Source organism: Microbacterium sp. LTA6 (assembly GCF_045690355.1).
Lineage (GTDB): Bacteria > Actinomycetota > Actinomycetes > Actinomycetales > Microbacteriaceae > Microbacterium.
The window spans coordinates 2,052,700-2,070,144 of sequence record NZ_CP147855.1 but is presented as its reverse complement, the minus strand read 5'-3'; the positions used below and the strand labels follow the sequence as shown (position 1 = coordinate 2,070,144).

The window sequence follows — 17,445 nt, the reverse complement described above, 5'->3', positions numbered from 1 at the left end:
TCACTGCACAGACAGTGCCCCCCGCTCTGAAGACCAATCCGAACGCTCTGGGAAGACTGTGATGACGAAGAAGACAATCCTGATCGTGGGCGGCTCGAGCGGCATCGGCCTCGAGTTGGCGAAGGACCTGATCGTCTCGGGTGACGACGTCGTCGTCACGAGCCGCTCGCGGGATACCGCCGAACGAACCGCCGACGAGCTCGGCGGCGGCGCACAGGGGTACGCCTTGGATGTGTCCGACCCCGAAGGCATCGCCGATCAGCTCAAAGCCGTCGGCCGGCTCGACGGCGTGGTGCTCAGCGCGATCGAGCGCGACGCGAACACCGTGCGAGACTTCGACGTCGCTCGGGCGACACGGCTCGTCATTCTGAAGCTCGTCGGCTACACCGAGACGATCCACACGCTGCTCGATCGTCTCGAGCCCAGCGTCTCGACCGGAATCGTACTCTTCGGAGGTCGCGGGAAGGACGCGCCGTATCCCGGATCGACGACAGTCTCGACCATCAACGGCGGCGTGGACGGCTTGACGAACACGCTCGCGCTCGAGCTCGCACCGATCCGTGTCAATGCCCTTCACCCCGGCATCATCGGCGACAGCCCCTTCTGGGCCTCGAAGCCCGAGGCCATCATCGACAGCTATCGGAATCGCACTCCCGGTGGTGAGCTCGCGACCATGGCCGACATCGTCGAAGCCACCAAGTTCCTGCTGTTCAACAAGGGAGTGTCGGCGCACAGCCTGAACGTCGACCGCGGGTGGCGGATCAGCTGATCCAGCATCTTCTGTCAGCTTTGTAGCTGGCTGTGGCCGACATCGGCCACGGCCAGCGGACCCGAGGTTGCTCTCTGCACGTGAGCGGCCATAAGCGCTTCCGCCAGGTTTCCATCGCCGGCGGCGATCGCCGCGCTGATCTCGTGGTGATCTCCCCAGAGATGCCTGTTCTCCGGAGTGATGGCCGCGACGTTGATCCACTCGGATCTGCTGGAGAGCGTATGAACGAATGCCTCCAGAATGCTGTTTCCGCACGCCGACGCGATGGCGTCGTGAAAGCGAGAGTTCAGCCGATGCAACCGTGCGACCTCGCCCGCCGCCAGCGCTGCGTCACCCTCCGCGAGTATCGATTCGATCGACTCGAGCTGCGCCTGCGTATGGTGAAGCGCAGCCTCGCGAGCTGTGGGCGGCTCCAAGATGTTCCTCGCAGATCGAACCTCATTCACCACCTCCGCGCTGAGCTCCCGCACCGTCGGCGAACCGTAGAGGCGCAGATCGACGAATCCTTCTGCGGCGAGCGCTCTCAGCGCCTCCCGCACGGGCACGCGGGACACACCGAACCTGTTCGCCAATGACGGCTCTGTCACCCGCGATCCCGGAGTGAGCTCTCCGGTGATCACGAGATCCCGAATGGCATCGACGAGGTCTCGTCCCCTTAGGCTCGGCTGCGCCAAAATGTTCTCCCTCGGAATGCGAGCTAAAGACCAATGTATCCCGCGACCCGGGGGCTCAGCCGATGAGGAATCCCTCGGGGATCACGAGGTCATCCGGGCTGAGCTCGTGGATCGAGGACTTCCCGAGGCCGATGAGGGCGCGCTCGATGGTGATACGGAACGTTTCCATCACCTCGAAAACACCTCGCTCCCCGTCGACGGCAAGGCCATAGAACCAGGGTCGTCCGATCATCACTGACTGTGCTCCCAGCGCAAGCGCCTTGACGACGTCGGTCCCCCGGCGGACTCCACTGTCGAAGGTGACCTCAGCCTGGTCGCCGACGGCTTTGACGACCGCAGGAAGGAATCTCAGCGGCGACGGGGTGGTGTCGAGGTTGTTTCCGCCGTGGTTGGACACCCCAATCGCGGTCGCACCGACGTCGAGGGCACGCCGGGCGTCATCAGGCGTCACCAGACCCTTGATCATGAACTGACCGCCCCAGAGATCGCTCAGCCATGCCATGTCGTCCCAGGTGGGGACGTGCGTGTCCACCCACTCGTACAACCCACCGACCAGGGTCGGAACGACTCCGTCCTTCTTGCTCATGTTCGGCGCGTAGAGCCCCGGCACACTTCCTCGGCGGAGATATCTCATGGTCCATCGCGGATGGGTCAGCGCCATGGGGGCGTACTTGATCAAGGTGCTGAGGCCCAGGCCGTCGGGGTAGACCGGCGATCCCCAGTCGCGAGGCTGGTTCGCGACACGGCCGCCCGACAGGTCCATCGTGAAGATGAGCCCCTTGACGCCGGCCTGGCGGAACCGCTCGACACGGCCGGCGATGATGTCGCGGTCACCGGAAAGGTACACGTGCGCGAACGTGTCGGGGTTGGCGCGCACCACGTCCTCCACCGGCATCGATGCGAAGTTGCTCAGCCCCAGCGCCGTCCCCGCGCGCCGCGCCGCGCGAGCGACACCGACCTCGCCATCCGGATGCATGGCCTGGGCTGCTGCGGGCGCGATGACCACCGGAAGGTCGATGCTCTGGCCCATGAAGGTGGTCTTCAGGTCAAGGCTCGCGGGTAGGTCTACGCCCACTCGGGGGATCATGCCCACCTGCTCGAAAGCGGTCAGGTTGTTCCGCATCGTCGCCCCGCTGTCGCTCCCCGCTTCGAGCGCCGTGAAGACGTCCTTCGGAAGCAGCTTCTTGGCGCGCGCTCGCGCCTCGGCGACCGTTTCGATGGGCTTGTGAGGGGAAAGGCTCATCCGTTGCTCCTGACTGTCGATGCTGCGGCGGATGCTCGCAACGATTCCGGTTGACCTCGTGCGGGCCGGATGGGATCTGGTCCACACGACACGATGTTCGTCACGTCAACTTCGCTGAGCCAGCCGCTGCACCCGGCGCTGTGAGAAAGGATCGCGCGAGAGGAATGGCCATCTCACCTCTCTACCACCGGTGATACCGGAGGGACGGAAGATGATGATGAACACCATGAACGCCGCCACCGCCACGAGGCGGCTTCCGGAGGGCAGCGAGACGATGAAGCCGCCGATCTGCACGCCGTTCTCCAGGAGTCCCATGACGTGGTTCATCGCCGAGATGAGGAGGGTTCCGACGACAGCACCCCAGAGCGAGAGCATCCCGCCGATGACCAGCATCGCGATCGTCGTGAAGGTGAAGTCCAGTCCGAACTGCGATGCCTGCACCACGCGGTTCGCCTGGGCCCACATCGCTCCTCCCACTCCCGCGAGTGCTCCGGACACGGCGAAGGCGATGATGCGGTGCCATGTGATGCTGATGCCGGAGGCGGGCGCGGCCTGAACACTTTCTCGCGATGCACGGAGCATCCGCGCGCTGACGCTCTGCCCGTATCCCCAAGCGATGACGATGACGATGAGGGCGATCAGAAGGGTGCTCTGCAGGTCGAAGCTCCGCGGAACGCCGGTCATGGATTGCCCGGACCTTGGCCCGATGGCGTCCCAGTAGGTGAGGATCTGCACGACGAGCATGAGCAGCGCGAACGTCGCGATGCCCGCTTCCAGCCCGTGCAGACGCATGAGCGCGAAACCGCTGATGATGGCGGTGAGCCCGCCGACCGCCGCGGCGACGAGCAACGCGACATAGGGATCCAGCGTCGTGTCGGCTAGGAACGGCGCGAGGTTCGGCATGATGGAGGACTTCACCGTGGGGCTGATCGTCAGCAGTGACATAGTCCACGCTCCGACCGCTACGAAGGCGATGTGCCCGAACGACAGCACCCCGCTGTTGCCGATGAAAGTCCACATCGCCACGACGATGATGAGAGTCGCCAACGCGTAGCCCAGATCGATCGATGCGGCCGGGGAGAGACGACTCGCTGCCGAGCTGAAGAGCCACACGACGACCAACGGCACCGCGAGGGTCCACAACGAGAGCACGGGCTGCGGAACACTCCAGCCCAAACGGGGAGAGCGACGGGTATCAGAGGACATCATGCGCGCTCCTTGGCCGTGCGTCCGGCGAAGATCCCATTGGGGACGATCACCAGAACGATGATGACGAGTAGGTAGACGAAGGCGACCCGGAAGTCTCCGAGACCTGCGGGCAGCCACGTCGTGAACAACGACAGCGAGAAGCCGACGGCGAAGCCACCGACGAGTGCACCGCCGATCCGGTTGAGGCCTCCGATGACGGCACCGATCAGGCCGAACACCGTCACCTGCACACCGAAGCTGGGGTTGACCGACCCGGACTGTGCCGTCAGCACGAAGGCGACGGCAGCGGCCAGGAGTCCGCTCATCCCCAGAGTGACCGCGATCACCGCACCCGAACGGATGCCGAGAATGCGCGCTTCCCGGAAGTCGGCTGCGGCGGCCTGCACCTGCAGACCCATCCGTGATCGCGTCAGGAAGAGATGCACGGCGAGCAGGAGCAGCGCGGCCAGGACGATCGCGACGATCGCGAGCAGGCTCAGACGCAGTCCTCCGACATTGACCGATTTCGTCAGCGCGGGCGCGACCGCGCCGCTTCTGACGTTGACGCCGAAGATTCCCTCGAAGGCGCGCTGCAGCAGGATGCTCACGCCGAAGCTCGCGATCAGGAGAGCCGCCGGGGATTGCGATCTCATCCAGCGGAACACGGCGAGATCCATCAGGAGGGAGAGCCCGATGGCGACCAGGACGGATGCTGCGAGCGCAAGCGGCCAGGAGAGCGGCCAGAGGAGCACGAGCGCGTAGCCGGCGCCGGTGATGATCTCGCCGTTGGCGAAGTTGGCGAGCCGCAGCACGCCGAAGACCAGCCCGATGCCGAGCGCGGCGAGTGCGTACACGGCTCCCGCAGACGTGGCATCGATGAGAGATTGGATGACGGGGATCACGATCCGAGGTACGCCTTCATGAGCAGCGCGGAGTCATCCGCATCGGTCGGGGAGAGTGTCATGGTGATGTGTCCTTCGCTCAACACGTAGGTTCTGGTCGCCGTGGCCACGGTCTGCTGGGCGCGCTGTTCAACGAGAAGAACGGCCGTGCCGCGAGCGCAGACGCTTTCGATGGCGGCGAAGACGGTGTCGACCGCGGTCGGCGAAAGCCCCAGAGAGGGCTCGTCGAGGGCGAGCAGAGTCGGAGCAGCCAGCAGCGCCCGCCCGATCGCGAGCTGCTGCTGTTGTCCTCCGGAGAGGAGCCCGGCGGGGCGGTCTGCGAACTCCGCGAGGATCGGGAAGAGATCGTGTACCCACTCCAGGTCGTCCTTGAGCCCCTTGCGATCACGGCGCGCGGTGGTTCCCAGTCGCAGGTTGTCGCGGACGCTCAGCCGTCCGAAGATGTGATGCCCCTCGGTCACCAGCGCCAGCCCGGACCGTGCGGCGCGCTCGGGGGCCATGCGCCGCAAGTCGACGCCCCGCAGGCTGGTCTCCTCGGACTCGGATCGCACCGCGTTCACGATTCCGAGCAGAGTCGACGACTTGCCGGCTCCGTTCGGCCCGATGACTCCCACCAGTTCCCCGGCGTTCACATGCAGGCTCACGTCGGATACGGCGGGAACGCCCCCGTAGGCGACGCGCAGGCCCGATACCGTGAGTACTCGTTCCGCGTCAGGCTGTGACATCGGCTCCTCCTTCGGCGATCTGGCGGGCGGCGTTGCCCAGGTACGACGTCGCCAAGCGCTCGTCGTGACGGATCTCATCCGGCGTGCCGTCGACGACGTTGCGACCCGCGCCCAGCACGAAGATGTGGTCGCAGCTGCCGAAGACCAAGGGCATGTTGTGATCGATCAGAAGAACGCCGATACCACGTGCCGCGAGCGCGCGCATCGTCTCGCGGAAGTGCTGCGCCTCGCCTTCGTTCAAGCCGGCAGCCGGCTCGTCGAACAAGACCCAGCGAGGCCGAGTCGCGAGAGCCCGCGCCACCCCGAGACGCCGTTCGACACCGTGAGGCAGGTGATCCGCCTCGTGCAGCGCCCACTCCTCGAGCTGGAACTCTGTCAGTACGTCGGTGGCGAGGGAACGTGCTTTCGCGCGCGACAGTCCGCACGCCAGCGCCGTCACCTCAACATTCTCGATGACGGTGAGCCGGGGGAAGAGGTGTCCGTGCTGGAACGTCCGCGCAATGCCTCGGCGAGTCCTCCGCTGCGCCGACTCGCGGGCGATCTCTTCGCTGTCGATCGAGATGACGCCGTCGTCCGGCCGGTCATATCCGCTAAGGATGTTGACAAGCGTCGACTTTCCGGCGCCGTTCGCACCGATCAGTCCGGTGACCCGGCCGCGAGGGATCTCGATGTTGACATCGTTCAGCGCTTTCACGCCTTTATAGGATCGTGTGATTCCGCGGCCCAGGAGCCGGGCGCCTTCGTGCCCGACTCCCGGAACAGGGCGGATGTCAACCATTGACGTCGATCTTCTCGGGGGCACGGCGCTCGAGGAACTCGAGCGTCCCGTCCTTGACCACCAACACGCTCTGCGGCCGGTCGACACCGATGTGCAGATCGGAGGTGAAAGTCGTGTCTCCGACCAGGAACTTCTCATCCTTGAAGGTCTGGAAGGCTTCGGCCAGCTTGTCGCCGTCCCAGCTTCCTGCGATCTCATGACCCTTGACGAGCGCTTCGAGAACCGACGGACCGGCGACGAAGCTGCCGGTGACCGGCCGCTCGTTGTACGTCTTCTCGTACAAGTTGGCGAACTCGTTGACCTTGGGGTCGGGGTCGTCGCCCGTCGTCGAGACGTACGTGGTCACGTAGTAGTCGCTCAGCCCGGGAATCGCGTCGAGCCAGAACGTCCCGTCCATGCCGAAGCCGGAGACGATGGGAGCATCGATGCCGCCGTCACGCAGGTCTTTGGCGACCTGGGCTCCGCCGGGGTTGTAGCCGCAGTTGAATACCACATCGGGAGTCGTGCCTCCCGAGATCTTCGACACGATCTCGGGGATGCTGCTGCCCTGCACGTAGTCGAAGCTGCCCACATCGGTGCCACCGAGTTCCGTGAATCGCTTGCGTGCGATCTCACACTGGCTCTGCGTGTACTTCAGCGTCGTATCGGTGAGGAAGACGGCATTCTTCCATCCCTTGCTCTCGGCGAACTCAGCGAAAACGACGCCCTCGCCGATCGTCGAGTTGCCCATCGAGAAGGCGAGGTTGAGGCCGCTCGCCGGGCCGAACAGTGCGTCGCCGATGCAGGGAGAGATGCTGAGGACGTTCGCCTGCTCGGCGACGAGGGCTCCCGGGCTGGAGAGGTCGAAGTCGCAGGTGAGGATGATCGCCTTGGCACCCGCGTCGACGAGCTGCTGGCTGGCCGGTGCGTACTTGTCGAGGTCCGAGCCGGTGTCGATGATGCGGAGCTCGACGGGTGTTCCGTCGATACCGCCGTCTTCGTTGAGCTGATCGATGGCGATCTTCAGGGCGTTGATCGCCGGCAGGTCGACGACGGACATGAAGCCGGTCTCGGCCACCGCCGCGCCGAGAAGGATGGTCTTCGAGTTGCCGCCGTCACCGGAGCCACCCGGAGCGGCGGCGCTGGCGACGCACCCGGCCAGCGCTAGAGCGGAGACCGCCGCGACGCTGACGGCCGCAATCGTTCGTGTCGAAAATCTCATGGTTCGCTTACTCACTTTCTGTCGGGCATTGCAGTTGAGCAGGAAACGCCAGGCCGGGACGCCTGTCCGAGAGCAAGCCGACAATCATGTTCGTATACGACTTCTCGGTGTCGCCAAGGTAGCCGCAACATGCCCCCGAGGACAAGAGGGCAATTGTCACGTTATGGTCGCGATTCGATCGACCGCGTCCCTCGCAGATTGCCGCATGACAGTTGCACGCATTTTTGCCTGGTCAGCAGCAAAAGAATACTCGCCATCCGCGCAACAACGAAGATCAGTGCGGGGCGCCAGAGCCGCCCGGACTACCGACTTCTCGCGCAATGCACACCAAACGCCTCTCGCGCATTCTGAAGCGTTACGTATACGATCAAAAAAGTTCGACCGCCTACCGTTCACGACGGCCGGGCAAGGAACTCCACACGACGCGGAGTCAGAAAGGGATCACCACGATGCGCTTCACCACTCGTCCTGAACTGGTCGGCACGTTCGGCATGGTTGCCTCGACTCACTGGCTCGTATCGGCAGCAGGCATGGCGGTGCTCGAAGAGGGGGGAAACGCGTTCGACGCCGCCGCCGCCGCCGGACTGTTGATGCACGTGGTCGAACCGCACTTGAACGGGCTGGGCGGGGACACGCCGATCATCGGCTTCGATGCGAAGTCCGGCACGCCCTGGGTTCTGTGCGGACAGGGGCCCGCCCCCGCGGCAGCGACGAGCGCGGCGTTCACGGATCTGGGGCTCGACGTCATCCCCGGAACCGGACACCTCGCCGCCGTCGTGCCGGGCTCGTTCGGGGCGTGGATGAGCATGCTCGAACGTCACGGCACGCTTCCGCTCGAGCGCATCACGCGATTCGCCATCGGATACGCGCGGGATGGCTACCCCCTGATTCCCGACGCGGTCGCGGCGATCGAGTCGGTGTCCGACTTGTTCTCCGATCACTGGACGTCGTCTGCCGAGGTCTATCTGGGTTCTGATCGGCATGTCGCCGCCGGTGCCAGATTCCGCAATCCGCAGCTCGCGGACACCCTCGAACGCATCGTCGCTGAGGCGACGCGAGGCGGGGGAACTCGGGAGGCGGTGATCGCCCGTGCGCGCGACGTCTTCTACCGCGGGTTCGTCGCCGAGCGGATCGACGCCTTCATGCGACAGCCGGTCAGAGATGTGACAGGTAAAGACCACGCCGGTCTGCTCACCGCCGACGACCTCGCGCGCTGGGAACCCACGTGGGAGGCTCCGACGACAGTCGAGTTCGCCGGTGTCACCGTCGCGAAGACCGGCCCGTGGGGGCAGGGGCCTGTTCTGCTGCAGCAGCTCGCCATGCTGGCGCACCAAGACATCGGTGATCCCGGCTCGGCGCAGATGGTGCACACCGTCGCGGAGACGGCGAAGCTCGCCTTCGCGGACCGGGAGGCGTTCTACGGCGATCCTGACTTCGTCGATGTTCCCCTGAATGATCTTCTCTCGGACTCGTACGCCCGCGAACGTGCGGCGCTCGTCACCTCGCACGCCTCCAGCGAGTTGCGGCCCGGCTCTCCGGGCGGTCGACACCCACGCCTGTCGCCCGAGATCTTCCGCGAGCGCGCCCAGGGCGGCGCCGGAACAGGCGAACCGACGGTGCGAAGCATGGGAACGGTTCGCGGAGACACGTGTCATCTCGACGTCGTCGACCGCTGGGGAAACGTCGTCGCCGCCACTCCCAGCGGTGGGTGGCTGCAGAGCTCTCCGGTGGTCCCCGGTCTGGGGTTCTCGCTTCCGACCAGAGCGCAGATGTTCTGGTTGGAATCCGGCCTGCCCAACTCGATCGCTCCGGGGAAGCGTCCTCGGACGACGCTGAGCCCCGGCATGCTCCTTCGCGATGGTGCTCCTTTTCTCGCGTTCGGCACTCCGGGAGGAGACCAGCAGGACCAGTGGACTGTTCCCTTCCTGCTGAACCTGCTGGTCCACAAGATGAACCTGCAAGAAGCCATCGACGCCGCCACCTGGCACTCGACGCACATGCCGTCTTCGTTCTTCCCGCGAAGCTTCACTCCCCTCGGGCTCGTGGCCGAAGCTTCGCTGGGAGCCGACGTCCTGACGGACCTTCGCGCGCGCGGACACGAGCTCGTCGTGGGGGCCCCGTGGACGCTCGGCAGGATCAGCGCGGCAGGATTCCGGGAGGACGGGATGCTGGTAGCCGCGGCGAACGCTCGCGGCATGCAGGGCTACGCGGCCGGCCGCTGATCTCACCATCTGGACCGCCTTCCGGCACTTGATGAACAGGACCGACCGCGCTGCGGATCATCCGTAGAGCGGAGGGCGCGTACGTGTCTGAACCTGGACCGGGGTACCGCTGCGTAGGGATTCCAGGCAAGCATCGGTCACCGCAGCCGCGCAGTAGCCGTCCCAGGCGTTGGGTCCGCTCACGATGCCCTGGACCGCGTCTGCAGCCCAGACCTCGAGCTCACGCCGGTAGGCGTCACCGAACCGGACGGTGAAGTCCTTCTCCCGCACACCCGCCGTGCGGAAGTCCAGGCTCACCGCGACGGGCGGCGAGTTCGTGAGACGAGCCACTCCCGAGCGACCGACGACATCGCATCCGATCTCGTAGCCGTAGGTCGCGTGCAGGAAGACCTCGGAGTAGATCATGACGCCGCGTGCGGTGCGGAAGTAGAAGAACTGCGGATCCAGCCACTCGTCGAGCCCGAACCGCCCACCGTTGCCGGTGACCCGCACCTCTACGATGTCGTCGTCCAGGAGCCACCGAGTGCTGTCTGCCTCGTGCACGACCGCCTCCGTCGTGTGAGCGGACGAACCGACGCTCGACGGGACGTCTGCGGCCCGGTGGACGAACTGCAACGACACGACCTCGCCGAGATCCCCGGTGTCGACCGCGTTCTTGAGATCGACGAATGCCGCGTCGTAGCGGCGCATGAACCCCACCTGGACGAAACGCCGTCCGGCGCGGACCTCCGCGTCGACGATCAGTTCGCAGTCCGCTGCGGTGAGGGCGAGAGGCTTCTCGCAGAACACCGGCTTGCGGTGTTCGATGCAGGCGAGGACGAGCGAGAGATGAGATTCGGCGTTGGACGCGATCGTCACCGCATCGACCGCGTCGGAGGCGATCAGTTCCTCCGCCGTGGCGAACACTCTCACATCACCCGGCAGCGACTCGGCGATGGTCTGCGCTCGGTCCTGGTCTACGTCGGCGACGGCCACCAGCTCTCCTGCGCCGACCGAGCGTGCGATCGTCTTCACCTGCGCGGAGCCCACCATGCCGAGGCCGATCGCTCCGATTCGGATTCTGTTCACTTCTGATCCTTTCCTCTCTGGTTCTGCAAGTCATCCGTCGCGCCCTGCACTCCGGGCTGAGAGCCGGAGGACGCCGACGAGCGGCTCAGCGACGGACGCAGGAACTGGAGCTCCCGCGAGCCCAGTAGTCCGTGCGGCCGAACGGCGAGCACGATGATGAGGCCGATGCCGAGCGTCAATGTGCCGAACTCCGGCAGACGAGGAAGCTGTGTCCCGAACAGCAGCAGACCACCCTCTACTTGCCTCGCCAGCTCTTGCCAGATGACGACGATCGATGCGCCGGCGATGGCTCCGCTGACGCTGTTGAGTCCCCCGATCACCGCCATGATGACGACCACGATCGCGGGGTCGATGCCGAAGGTCGCCGGAGAGAACGACGTCAGATAGTGAGCCCAGACAGCGCCGGCGGCGCCGGACAGGAGTCCACCGAGCACCAGCGCGGGCATCCTCACCCGCGTCTGGGAAAGACCGGACGACTCTGCGGCGACCGCGTCATCACGACCGGCTCGCGCCTGCAGCCCCCACCGGGAGAACTTGAACGCCGAAGCGGCCAGCGTCATGACCACGACCGTGAGTCCGGCGACACCGAGGTTGGTGTCGAAGGGCACACCGGGGAACATCATCGCGCCCCTCGTGATCGAGGGCGACTCGCGGATGATGTCGCCGACGATGAACAGAAGGCCGAGGCTCACCACTGCGGCAGCCAGACCGGACACCCTGACCAGCACAGGGCTCGCGATGGCCGCGACCACAGCGCCAGCGAGAGCGCCGGCCAGGATGCTGACACCGAAACTCACCTCGAGCTCTTCCAACCACGGCGGGAGATCGGGCAGGAGCGCGCCGCGAGAAGCGACCGGAACGGTGAGCACCCCCGAGACGTATGCGCCGACCGCGACGAACGCGAACTGGCCGAAGAAGATCAGTCCCGTGTTGCCCATGAGGGCCTGAAGCGAGACCGTCAGGCAGAGGAAGACGAGCCCGGATACCAGGATCGCTTCGAGCGTCCCGCCGGTGATGCTGTCAACTGCCAATGCCACCGCGACGGCGACGACAGCGAGTGTCGTCGGCCCTGAGACAGCGCTGAGATATCCTCCCGTCGTCTGCACTCGGTCCTGGGACATCGTGAAGATGCGTGTCATTTCGTCAGCACCACCTTTCGTTGCAGCACTCCATCGGGTCTCAGCACCAGCACCACGATGAGCAGGATGTATGTGAACGCCCGCGTGTAGCCCTGGACTTCACCGGGCAGGTAGGTGGCCATGAATGCATCGACCATTCCGAGCAGAAGTCCCCCCACGACCGCGCCACCCACGTTGCGCAGACCGCCCAGGACGAGCGCGACGAACGCGACCATGGTGACTTCGAGGCCCGAGCGAGGCGTGACGCTGCCGGCCTTCGCATACCAGAGGAAGGAGGCAATGCCCGCCAGGACACCCGCGATGATGAGTGCTGTCAGGACGACTCGGCGGGTGCGGATTCCGACCAGCGCCGATGTCGACAGGTTCTGGGCAGTGGCCCGCATCATCAAACCGAGGTCCGTGCCCCGAAGCAGCACCAGCAGCGCGGTGAGCGCCACGACCGCGACCGCTAGGCTGACCAGGCTGGACACTCCGATGCGCAGGTCTCCGACGACCACGACCTCTCCGAACCACTCCGGGGTCGCATACAGCCGCGGTGCGTCGCCGAAGATGAGGACCGCTGCGGACTGCAACACCAGCCCGAGCGCCAGCGATTTGAGCATGATCACTTCGCTGGGTGCCCGATGTCCCGTCATGAAAGTGAGCTGACCGCCGACAGCCGTGATCACCACGGCGACGAGCGTCGCGATGGAGACCGCCACGAGAAGCGGAACGAAGGCGCTCAAGAACACGGTCAGAGACGCCGCCCACATTACGAGCCAGCCGTGGGCGAAGTTCGGGAACGACATCACCGCGCTCACCAGTGCGACACCCACCGCCAGCACGGCGTAGACGCCGCCCTGCGAGAGGCCGTCGAAGAGCGCTTGAAGAAGCTGAGTCATTGTGCCGTCCCCTCACCCAGAAGGGCCTCGGTGAGTACCCGTTCGTCCTGCAGAAGTGATGCGCCTCCGGAGATCACGATCTCTCCACCGCGCATCACGACGACGTGATCGGCGAGGTCGACCAGCCGCAGCGGCGACTCCTCGATCACGAGAAGCGCCACGCCGGTCGACGTCAGCGCGCCCAGGATCTCGTAGACCGAGTCGACGGTCGTCGGCGCCAATCCCATGGAGGGCTCATCCACGATGAGAACCTCGGGCTGCGCGGCCAGCGCACGACCGATCGCGACCAGCTGCTGCTGTCCGCCCGACAGTGAGCCGGCGCGGCTGTTGCGGAAGGGCGTGAGCAGTGGGATGAGATCGAAGATCTGCTCCACGGCGCCCTTCCGGGTCGATGCCGGACGGTTGATCGCGCCCAGACGGATGTTCTCCGCCACCGAAAGAGCGGGGAACACCTCCCGCCCCTGCGGGCACAGCACGATGCCCTTACGGACCCTGTCCTGCACCGACGTCTTGGTCACCTCCACACCGTCGAAGAGGATCTGGCCCGCAGTCGGGATCACCCTCCCCGCAAGAGCCGAGGCGAGGGTCGTCTTGCCCGCACCGTTCACTCCGGTCAGAGCGGTGACCTGTCCGGCGGCGAGGCTGAGGTCCACTCCATGGAGGACCATGTCACCGGCGCCATAGCCCGCGAAGAGATCCGATACCTCAAGCAGCGTCATGTCTCTCTCCCAAATAGCACTCGAGAACCTGCGGGTCCTTGAACGCGCTGGCCGGAGTTCCGTCGAATATCAGCTGCCCCTGGCGGAGCACGAGTACCCGCGTGCACACTCTCGAGATCAGCGACATGTCGTGATCCACGAGAAGTGATCCCACCCCGCGAGCCGTGAGGTCTCCGATGATGCCGGGGAGCTTCTGACGCTCGGACAGGTCCAGTCCTGCTCCCGGCTCATCCAGGAGCAGGTATCGAGGAACGCCGTTGATCACCCGCGCGAGTTCCACCCTGCGCCGGTGACCCCAGGAAAGGTCACCGACGCGAGCATCGAGATCGTCTTCGAGACCGAACAGACGCGCAGTCTGCGTGACGATCTCTTCGGAAGCACGCCGCTCGCCGCTGGCCAGGCCGGCGGACACGGCGATGTTCTCGCGAACAGTCAGGGAATCGAACAGCCTGAGGTTCTGGAAGTTCCGAGCGAGACCCGCCTTCGCGCGTGCGCGCATCGATGAATGATGGAGTTCCTTGCCCCCGAAGGCGATCGATCCCGTCGTCGGCTTCAGCAGTCCCGACAGGCAGTTGACGAGAGTGCTCTTCCCCGAGCCGTTAGGCCCGATCAGTCCGGTGCAGACGCCCTGCTCGAGGTCGAGTGTCACATCGGCCAGAGCCATCAACTGGCCGAACGACATCCCGACCCCGCGGACGGAGACGATCGGCTGCGTGTGCGCCTCCAACGGTCCTCACTCCCCGCCGCTTAGGTTGTACGAGCTGACCTGCTCGAAGGCGCCGTCGGCGGTGAACCCCACCACCACGTTGCTGCCGAGGACGTGCCCGTCCTTCCACTCGAAGACGGTGCGCATCGGAAGCTCGACATCCTTCTGAGCGAACAGCGCCTTCTCGATCTCCGTTCCGGTCGTCGAATCGGCCTTCTCGATCGCGTCGAACAACGCCCACATCGTCCAGTAGGACTCCACCGCCTGGTGGTTCTCCGGGAAGGTGTCGTACGCCTCCTTGTAGCGGTTGACGTACGCGACGGTCGCCTCATCGGCATCGTCGCCCTCGGTGTAGGCACCGGCCGTGTAGAACACGTTGTTCGTCGAGCCACCGAGGGCATCGACCATGTTCTTAGTCGCCCATGTCGCGTTGCCTACCACAGGAGTATCCAGTCCGGCCTTGCGCAGCTGCTTGATCATGGTCGGTGCATCCGGGTAGTTCGTCGCCAGGAGGATCATCGGCTTTTCACCACCATCCACGGTGCGCTTGATGTCACTGATCACCGCGGCGAAGTCGGTCTGGCCGAACTCGATCGCCTGGCTGCCGAGCTCCTTCAGGTCCTTCCCGACGTCCTCGCGGAAGTAGTCCTCGACAGTGCCGAAGTACGCGAACGTATCGTTGGTGATGTAGTAGACCGAGTCATATCCCTGCTCCTTCGCGAACGCAGCGGCCGCCCTGCCGTTCAAGCTCGCCATGCTGCCGCCGGTGGCGAACAGGGATCCCACGCCGGGTGCATAGTCGTCGCCCGATGCACCGGCCATGCTGAAGATCCCTTCGCTCTGGGCCGCCTGAGCAGCAGGGGTGCCGAGGCCCTCGTTGTTCGGAGGCAGGAAGACCTCCGCACCGCCGGCGATCAGCTCACGGGCCACCTGCCGGCCGACCGCAGGGTCGGACTTCATGTCCTGCGTGACCAACTCGACCTTGCAACCGTTGATCCCGCCCTGCTCGTTGACGAGTTCGACAGCCAGTTCTTCCGCGTGGGAGCCTGCGGTGTCGTAGAACGAGAAGGAGCCACTCAGCGCCTTCGCTGAGCCGATCGTGATCTTGCCGTCAGCGCAGAGCTCGCCGGCGGCAGAGTCCGGCTTGCTGTCAGCGGAAGGTCCGGCGCAGCCCGCGAGGACAACGCTTCCGCCGAGCAAGGAGATCAATACGACGTTCTTGGCTGCCTGTGAGAATTTGTGATGCGTCATGACCGCTACCTGTTTCTGTGATGGTGCTCGGGCCCCTCCCCGGCGCCCGCCCACGGAATGTGTGAATGAACGGACCGGGGTGTGCAGCAGAGAGATTCTCGGACGCTGCGGAAGGAGACTGGCTTCGAGCCAATCGCTCGATACTTGTCAGCCCGTTCGACACCTTGTGGGCATCGACCAGACTCAGGATCTGAGCTTCATTGCTCGCGTCCTCTGATCGCGACCGTACAGCACGACTGAAGTCACCGGTTAAGCCGTAATCAATACTTAACACTCCAAAGGGTGGATTCTCCGGATGGAGATCCGCTCCAAGGCCGATTTGACAGCAAAACACCCCGCCACAGCGGTCTGGCGGGGTGCGTGCTGTGACGCTGAACGCGTCGCTGTCGTACTACTGGCGTTGTCAGCCGTTGAAGTGCCGGAGATCCAACTTGTCCGAGAAGACGGCGTCCGCGCCGGCATCCACGTCAGTCGGCGCCGGCCCCTCGATCACAATCGTCTCCCCCACCCCGAGATCGGTGAATTCCACACCGTGACGATCCGCGAACATCCGCGCTCTCTTGATGTACAGCGGCCGCCCGACGGTCTCGTTGAGCAGAGCGTCGTGCACTGGGACGGCCTGCCTCGGGCGCACAGCAGTGATGAAGTCGACCATCTCGGCCATCTTGTTCCAGGGTGCACTCAAAGGCACGAGCAGCGTGTCAGGGGCGGGCCCAGCCGGAACGATGAAGCTGTCGCCGGGGTGATACACCAAGCCGTCGACGATGTACCCGGTGTTCGCCACCACCGGGATGAAGGCATGGATCACCGCGTGCTGACCTCCGACGGTGCGGAGCGAGAAGCCTGCGCTGTCGAACTGCTCTCCCGCTCCAGTGGCGATGATCTGGCTGTCCTTCACACCGGCCCCCGCCGCCTGAGCGAGAAGACGGGCCGCTGGGACCTCGGGAGCGCGGACCGTGGCGTCGGGGTTCGCTGCGAGATGCCGCAGCACCGCACCCTCTTCCAGATGGTCAGGATGCTGATGGGTGATCAGGATGTGCTCGGCGCCTTCGAGCGCCGGCGCCGGGTCGCTGTACTCACCGGGATCGATGACGATCCGCCGACCGTTCTTCTCGAGTCGCACACACGCGTGGCCGAACTTCGTCAGTTCGATGCTGATAGTCATGCCTGCTCCACCAATGCGATGACGCGAGCCGGACTGCCCGTGCCCCCCACGATCGGGAGCGGGGCGACCACGATCACTGCGCCCGTCGTCGGAAGCAGATCCAGGTTCTGCAGTGAGGTGACGCCGTACTTGTCGTTGCCGAGGAGGTAGTAGTGCATCGGCATCTCGGGGTCCAGACCGTGACCGAGTCCCGCATCCAGGCCCATGGTCTCCACCCCTACGCCTGAGATGCGAGTCTCCTCCGCCAGCCAGCGTGCGCACTCCGCGGTGAATCCTGGGGTATGCGAGCCCGTGCTGTCGGCATTGACGAACCTCTCCGGATTCTGGCTGTGGACTGACCAGCCCGTCCTGAACAGAAGCCAGGCGTTGTCGGGGAACTCTCCATGTTCCGCTACCCACGCCTTCAGGTGGTCGACGGTCACCAGGAAGTCCGGGTCGGCCGCAGCCTCGGCCGTGAAGTCGATGACGACCGCTGGTCCGACCAGTCGTGTCAGGGGAGTCTCCGAGACGTCTGTGCCCTCGCGTCCGGTCAGCCAGTGGATGGGCACGTCCAGGTGAGTGCCAGTGTGCTCGCCGATGTGAATGTCGTTCGCCGCCCACATCGGCCCACGCTCGTCGTAGGCCGCGATCTCGTCCAGCGAGAACGGAAGCGGGCTCGGGAACGGCTTGGGAAGCGTCAGGCTGGGCGTGTTCTCGGTCAGCTTGTTCGTCAGATCGATGATCGTCACGTCACCGTTTGAGAGGGAATTCAGCAGGTTACCCAGTTGCGCCATCATCTCGCCTTCGTATGTCGGGCCGGCGAGCTGCCTGCTCG

At 65.1% G+C, this 17,445-nt stretch carries 17 protein-coding genes; 2 read left to right on the top strand and 15 right to left on the bottom strand.

Annotation, left to right across the window (positions count from 1 at the left end; all coding sequences use genetic code 11):
• Positions 1 to 61: 61 nt before the first annotated feature.
• Positions 62 to 769: an SDR family NAD(P)-dependent oxidoreductase gene (locus LTA6_RS09640; protein WP_341977888.1), complete on the top strand. Its 708-nt coding sequence runs from the start codon at positions 62 to 64 to the stop codon at positions 767 to 769.
• A gap of 14 nt (positions 770 to 783) precedes the next feature.
• Here LTA6_RS09640 and LTA6_RS09635 read toward each other — a convergent pair whose 3' ends face one another.
• The 7 genes from LTA6_RS09635 to LTA6_RS09605 all read right to left on the bottom strand — a co-directional run bounded on the left by LTA6_RS09635 (position 784) and on the right by LTA6_RS09605 (position 7,480).
• Positions 784 to 1,443, bottom strand: coding sequence for a GntR family transcriptional regulator (locus LTA6_RS09635; RefSeq protein WP_341977886.1), 660 nt, complete (start codon positions 1,441 to 1,443; stop codon positions 784 to 786).
• Positions 1,444 to 1,498: 55 nt separating this feature from the next.
• On the bottom strand, positions 1,499 to 2,686 hold the full coding sequence (mftD, locus tag LTA6_RS09630) for a pre-mycofactocin synthase MftD (RefSeq protein WP_363548790.1): 1,188 nt from the start codon (positions 2,684 to 2,686) through the stop codon (positions 1,499 to 1,501).
• 105 nt (positions 2,687 to 2,791) lie between these two features.
• Complete coding sequence (locus LTA6_RS09625; RefSeq protein ID WP_341977882.1) at positions 2,792 to 3,895, bottom strand: branched-chain amino acid ABC transporter permease; 1,104 nt, start codon at positions 3,893 to 3,895, stop codon at positions 2,792 to 2,794.
• Positions 3,892 to 4,776 carry a branched-chain amino acid ABC transporter permease gene (locus LTA6_RS09620; RefSeq protein WP_341977880.1) on the bottom strand — a complete coding sequence of 295 codons (885 nt, stop codon included), beginning with the start codon at positions 4,774 to 4,776 and terminating at the stop codon, positions 3,892 to 3,894. Before LTA6_RS09620 ends, LTA6_RS09625 begins: the two co-directional genes overlap by 4 nt.
• Positions 4,773 to 5,501 carry an ATP-binding cassette domain-containing protein gene (locus tag LTA6_RS09615; RefSeq protein WP_341977878.1) on the bottom strand — a complete coding sequence of 243 codons (729 nt, stop codon included), beginning with the start codon at positions 5,499 to 5,501 and terminating at the stop codon, positions 4,773 to 4,775. The genes LTA6_RS09620 and LTA6_RS09615 overlap by 4 nt, the downstream gene beginning before the upstream one ends.
• The gene (locus LTA6_RS09610; RefSeq protein WP_407357735.1) at positions 5,488 to 6,279 is read right to left on the bottom strand and encodes an ABC transporter ATP-binding protein; all 792 of its coding nucleotides are present in this window, start codon (positions 6,277 to 6,279) and stop codon (positions 5,488 to 5,490) included. The genes LTA6_RS09615 and LTA6_RS09610 overlap by 14 nt, the downstream gene beginning before the upstream one ends.
• Positions 6,272 to 7,480: an ABC transporter substrate-binding protein gene (locus LTA6_RS09605; RefSeq protein ID WP_341977874.1), complete on the bottom strand. Its 1,209-nt coding sequence runs from the start codon at positions 7,478 to 7,480 to the stop codon at positions 6,272 to 6,274. The genes LTA6_RS09610 and LTA6_RS09605 overlap by 8 nt, the downstream gene beginning before the upstream one ends.
• A gap of 449 nt (positions 7,481 to 7,929) precedes the next feature.
• Between LTA6_RS09605 and LTA6_RS09600 the strand changes: the two genes are divergently transcribed.
• The gene (locus tag LTA6_RS09600) at positions 7,930 to 9,702 is read left to right on the top strand and encodes a gamma-glutamyltransferase family protein (protein ID WP_341977872.1); all 1,773 of its coding nucleotides are present in this window, start codon (positions 7,930 to 7,932) and stop codon (positions 9,700 to 9,702) included.
• 57 nt (positions 9,703 to 9,759) lie between these two features.
• Here the strand turns inward: LTA6_RS09600 and LTA6_RS09595 are convergent, their stop codons facing one another.
• From LTA6_RS09595 to LTA6_RS09560, 8 genes are all read right to left on the bottom strand, one after another.
• Positions 9,760 to 10,770, bottom strand: a complete 1,011-nt coding sequence (locus tag LTA6_RS09595) for a Gfo/Idh/MocA family oxidoreductase (protein WP_341977870.1) — start codon at positions 10,768 to 10,770, stop codon at positions 9,760 to 9,762.
• Positions 10,767 to 11,909, bottom strand: coding sequence for a branched-chain amino acid ABC transporter permease (locus LTA6_RS09590; protein ID WP_341977868.1), 1,143 nt, complete (start codon positions 11,907 to 11,909; stop codon positions 10,767 to 10,769). Before LTA6_RS09590 ends, LTA6_RS09595 begins: the two co-directional genes overlap by 4 nt.
• A complete protein-coding gene (locus LTA6_RS09585; RefSeq protein ID WP_363548799.1) occupies positions 11,906 to 12,790 on the bottom strand; it encodes a branched-chain amino acid ABC transporter permease in 885 nt (294 codons plus the stop codon). Before LTA6_RS09585 ends, LTA6_RS09590 begins: the two co-directional genes overlap by 4 nt.
• On the bottom strand, positions 12,787 to 13,509 hold the full coding sequence (locus LTA6_RS09580; protein WP_341977863.1) for an ABC transporter ATP-binding protein: 723 nt from the start codon (positions 13,507 to 13,509) through the stop codon (positions 12,787 to 12,789). Before LTA6_RS09580 ends, LTA6_RS09585 begins: the two co-directional genes overlap by 4 nt.
• Complete coding sequence (locus LTA6_RS09575; protein WP_341977861.1) at positions 13,496 to 14,236, bottom strand: ATP-binding cassette domain-containing protein; 741 nt, start codon at positions 14,234 to 14,236, stop codon at positions 13,496 to 13,498. The genes LTA6_RS09580 and LTA6_RS09575 overlap by 14 nt, the downstream gene beginning before the upstream one ends.
• Positions 14,237 to 14,242: 6 nt before the next feature.
• On the bottom strand, positions 14,243 to 15,466 hold the full coding sequence (locus LTA6_RS09570; protein WP_407357734.1) for an ABC transporter substrate-binding protein: 1,224 nt from the start codon (positions 15,464 to 15,466) through the stop codon (positions 14,243 to 14,245).
• A 403-nt stretch (positions 15,467 to 15,869) separates the two neighbouring features.
• Positions 15,870 to 16,631 carry an MBL fold metallo-hydrolase gene (locus tag LTA6_RS09565; RefSeq protein WP_341977857.1) on the bottom strand — a complete coding sequence of 254 codons (762 nt, stop codon included), beginning with the start codon at positions 16,629 to 16,631 and terminating at the stop codon, positions 15,870 to 15,872.
• Positions 16,628 to 17,404 (bottom strand): cyclase family protein, encoded by a 777-nt coding sequence (locus tag LTA6_RS09560; RefSeq protein ID WP_341977855.1) that lies wholly within the window; start codon positions 17,402 to 17,404, stop codon positions 16,628 to 16,630. The genes LTA6_RS09565 and LTA6_RS09560 overlap by 4 nt, the downstream gene beginning before the upstream one ends.
• Positions 17,405 to 17,445 lie beyond the last annotated feature (41 nt).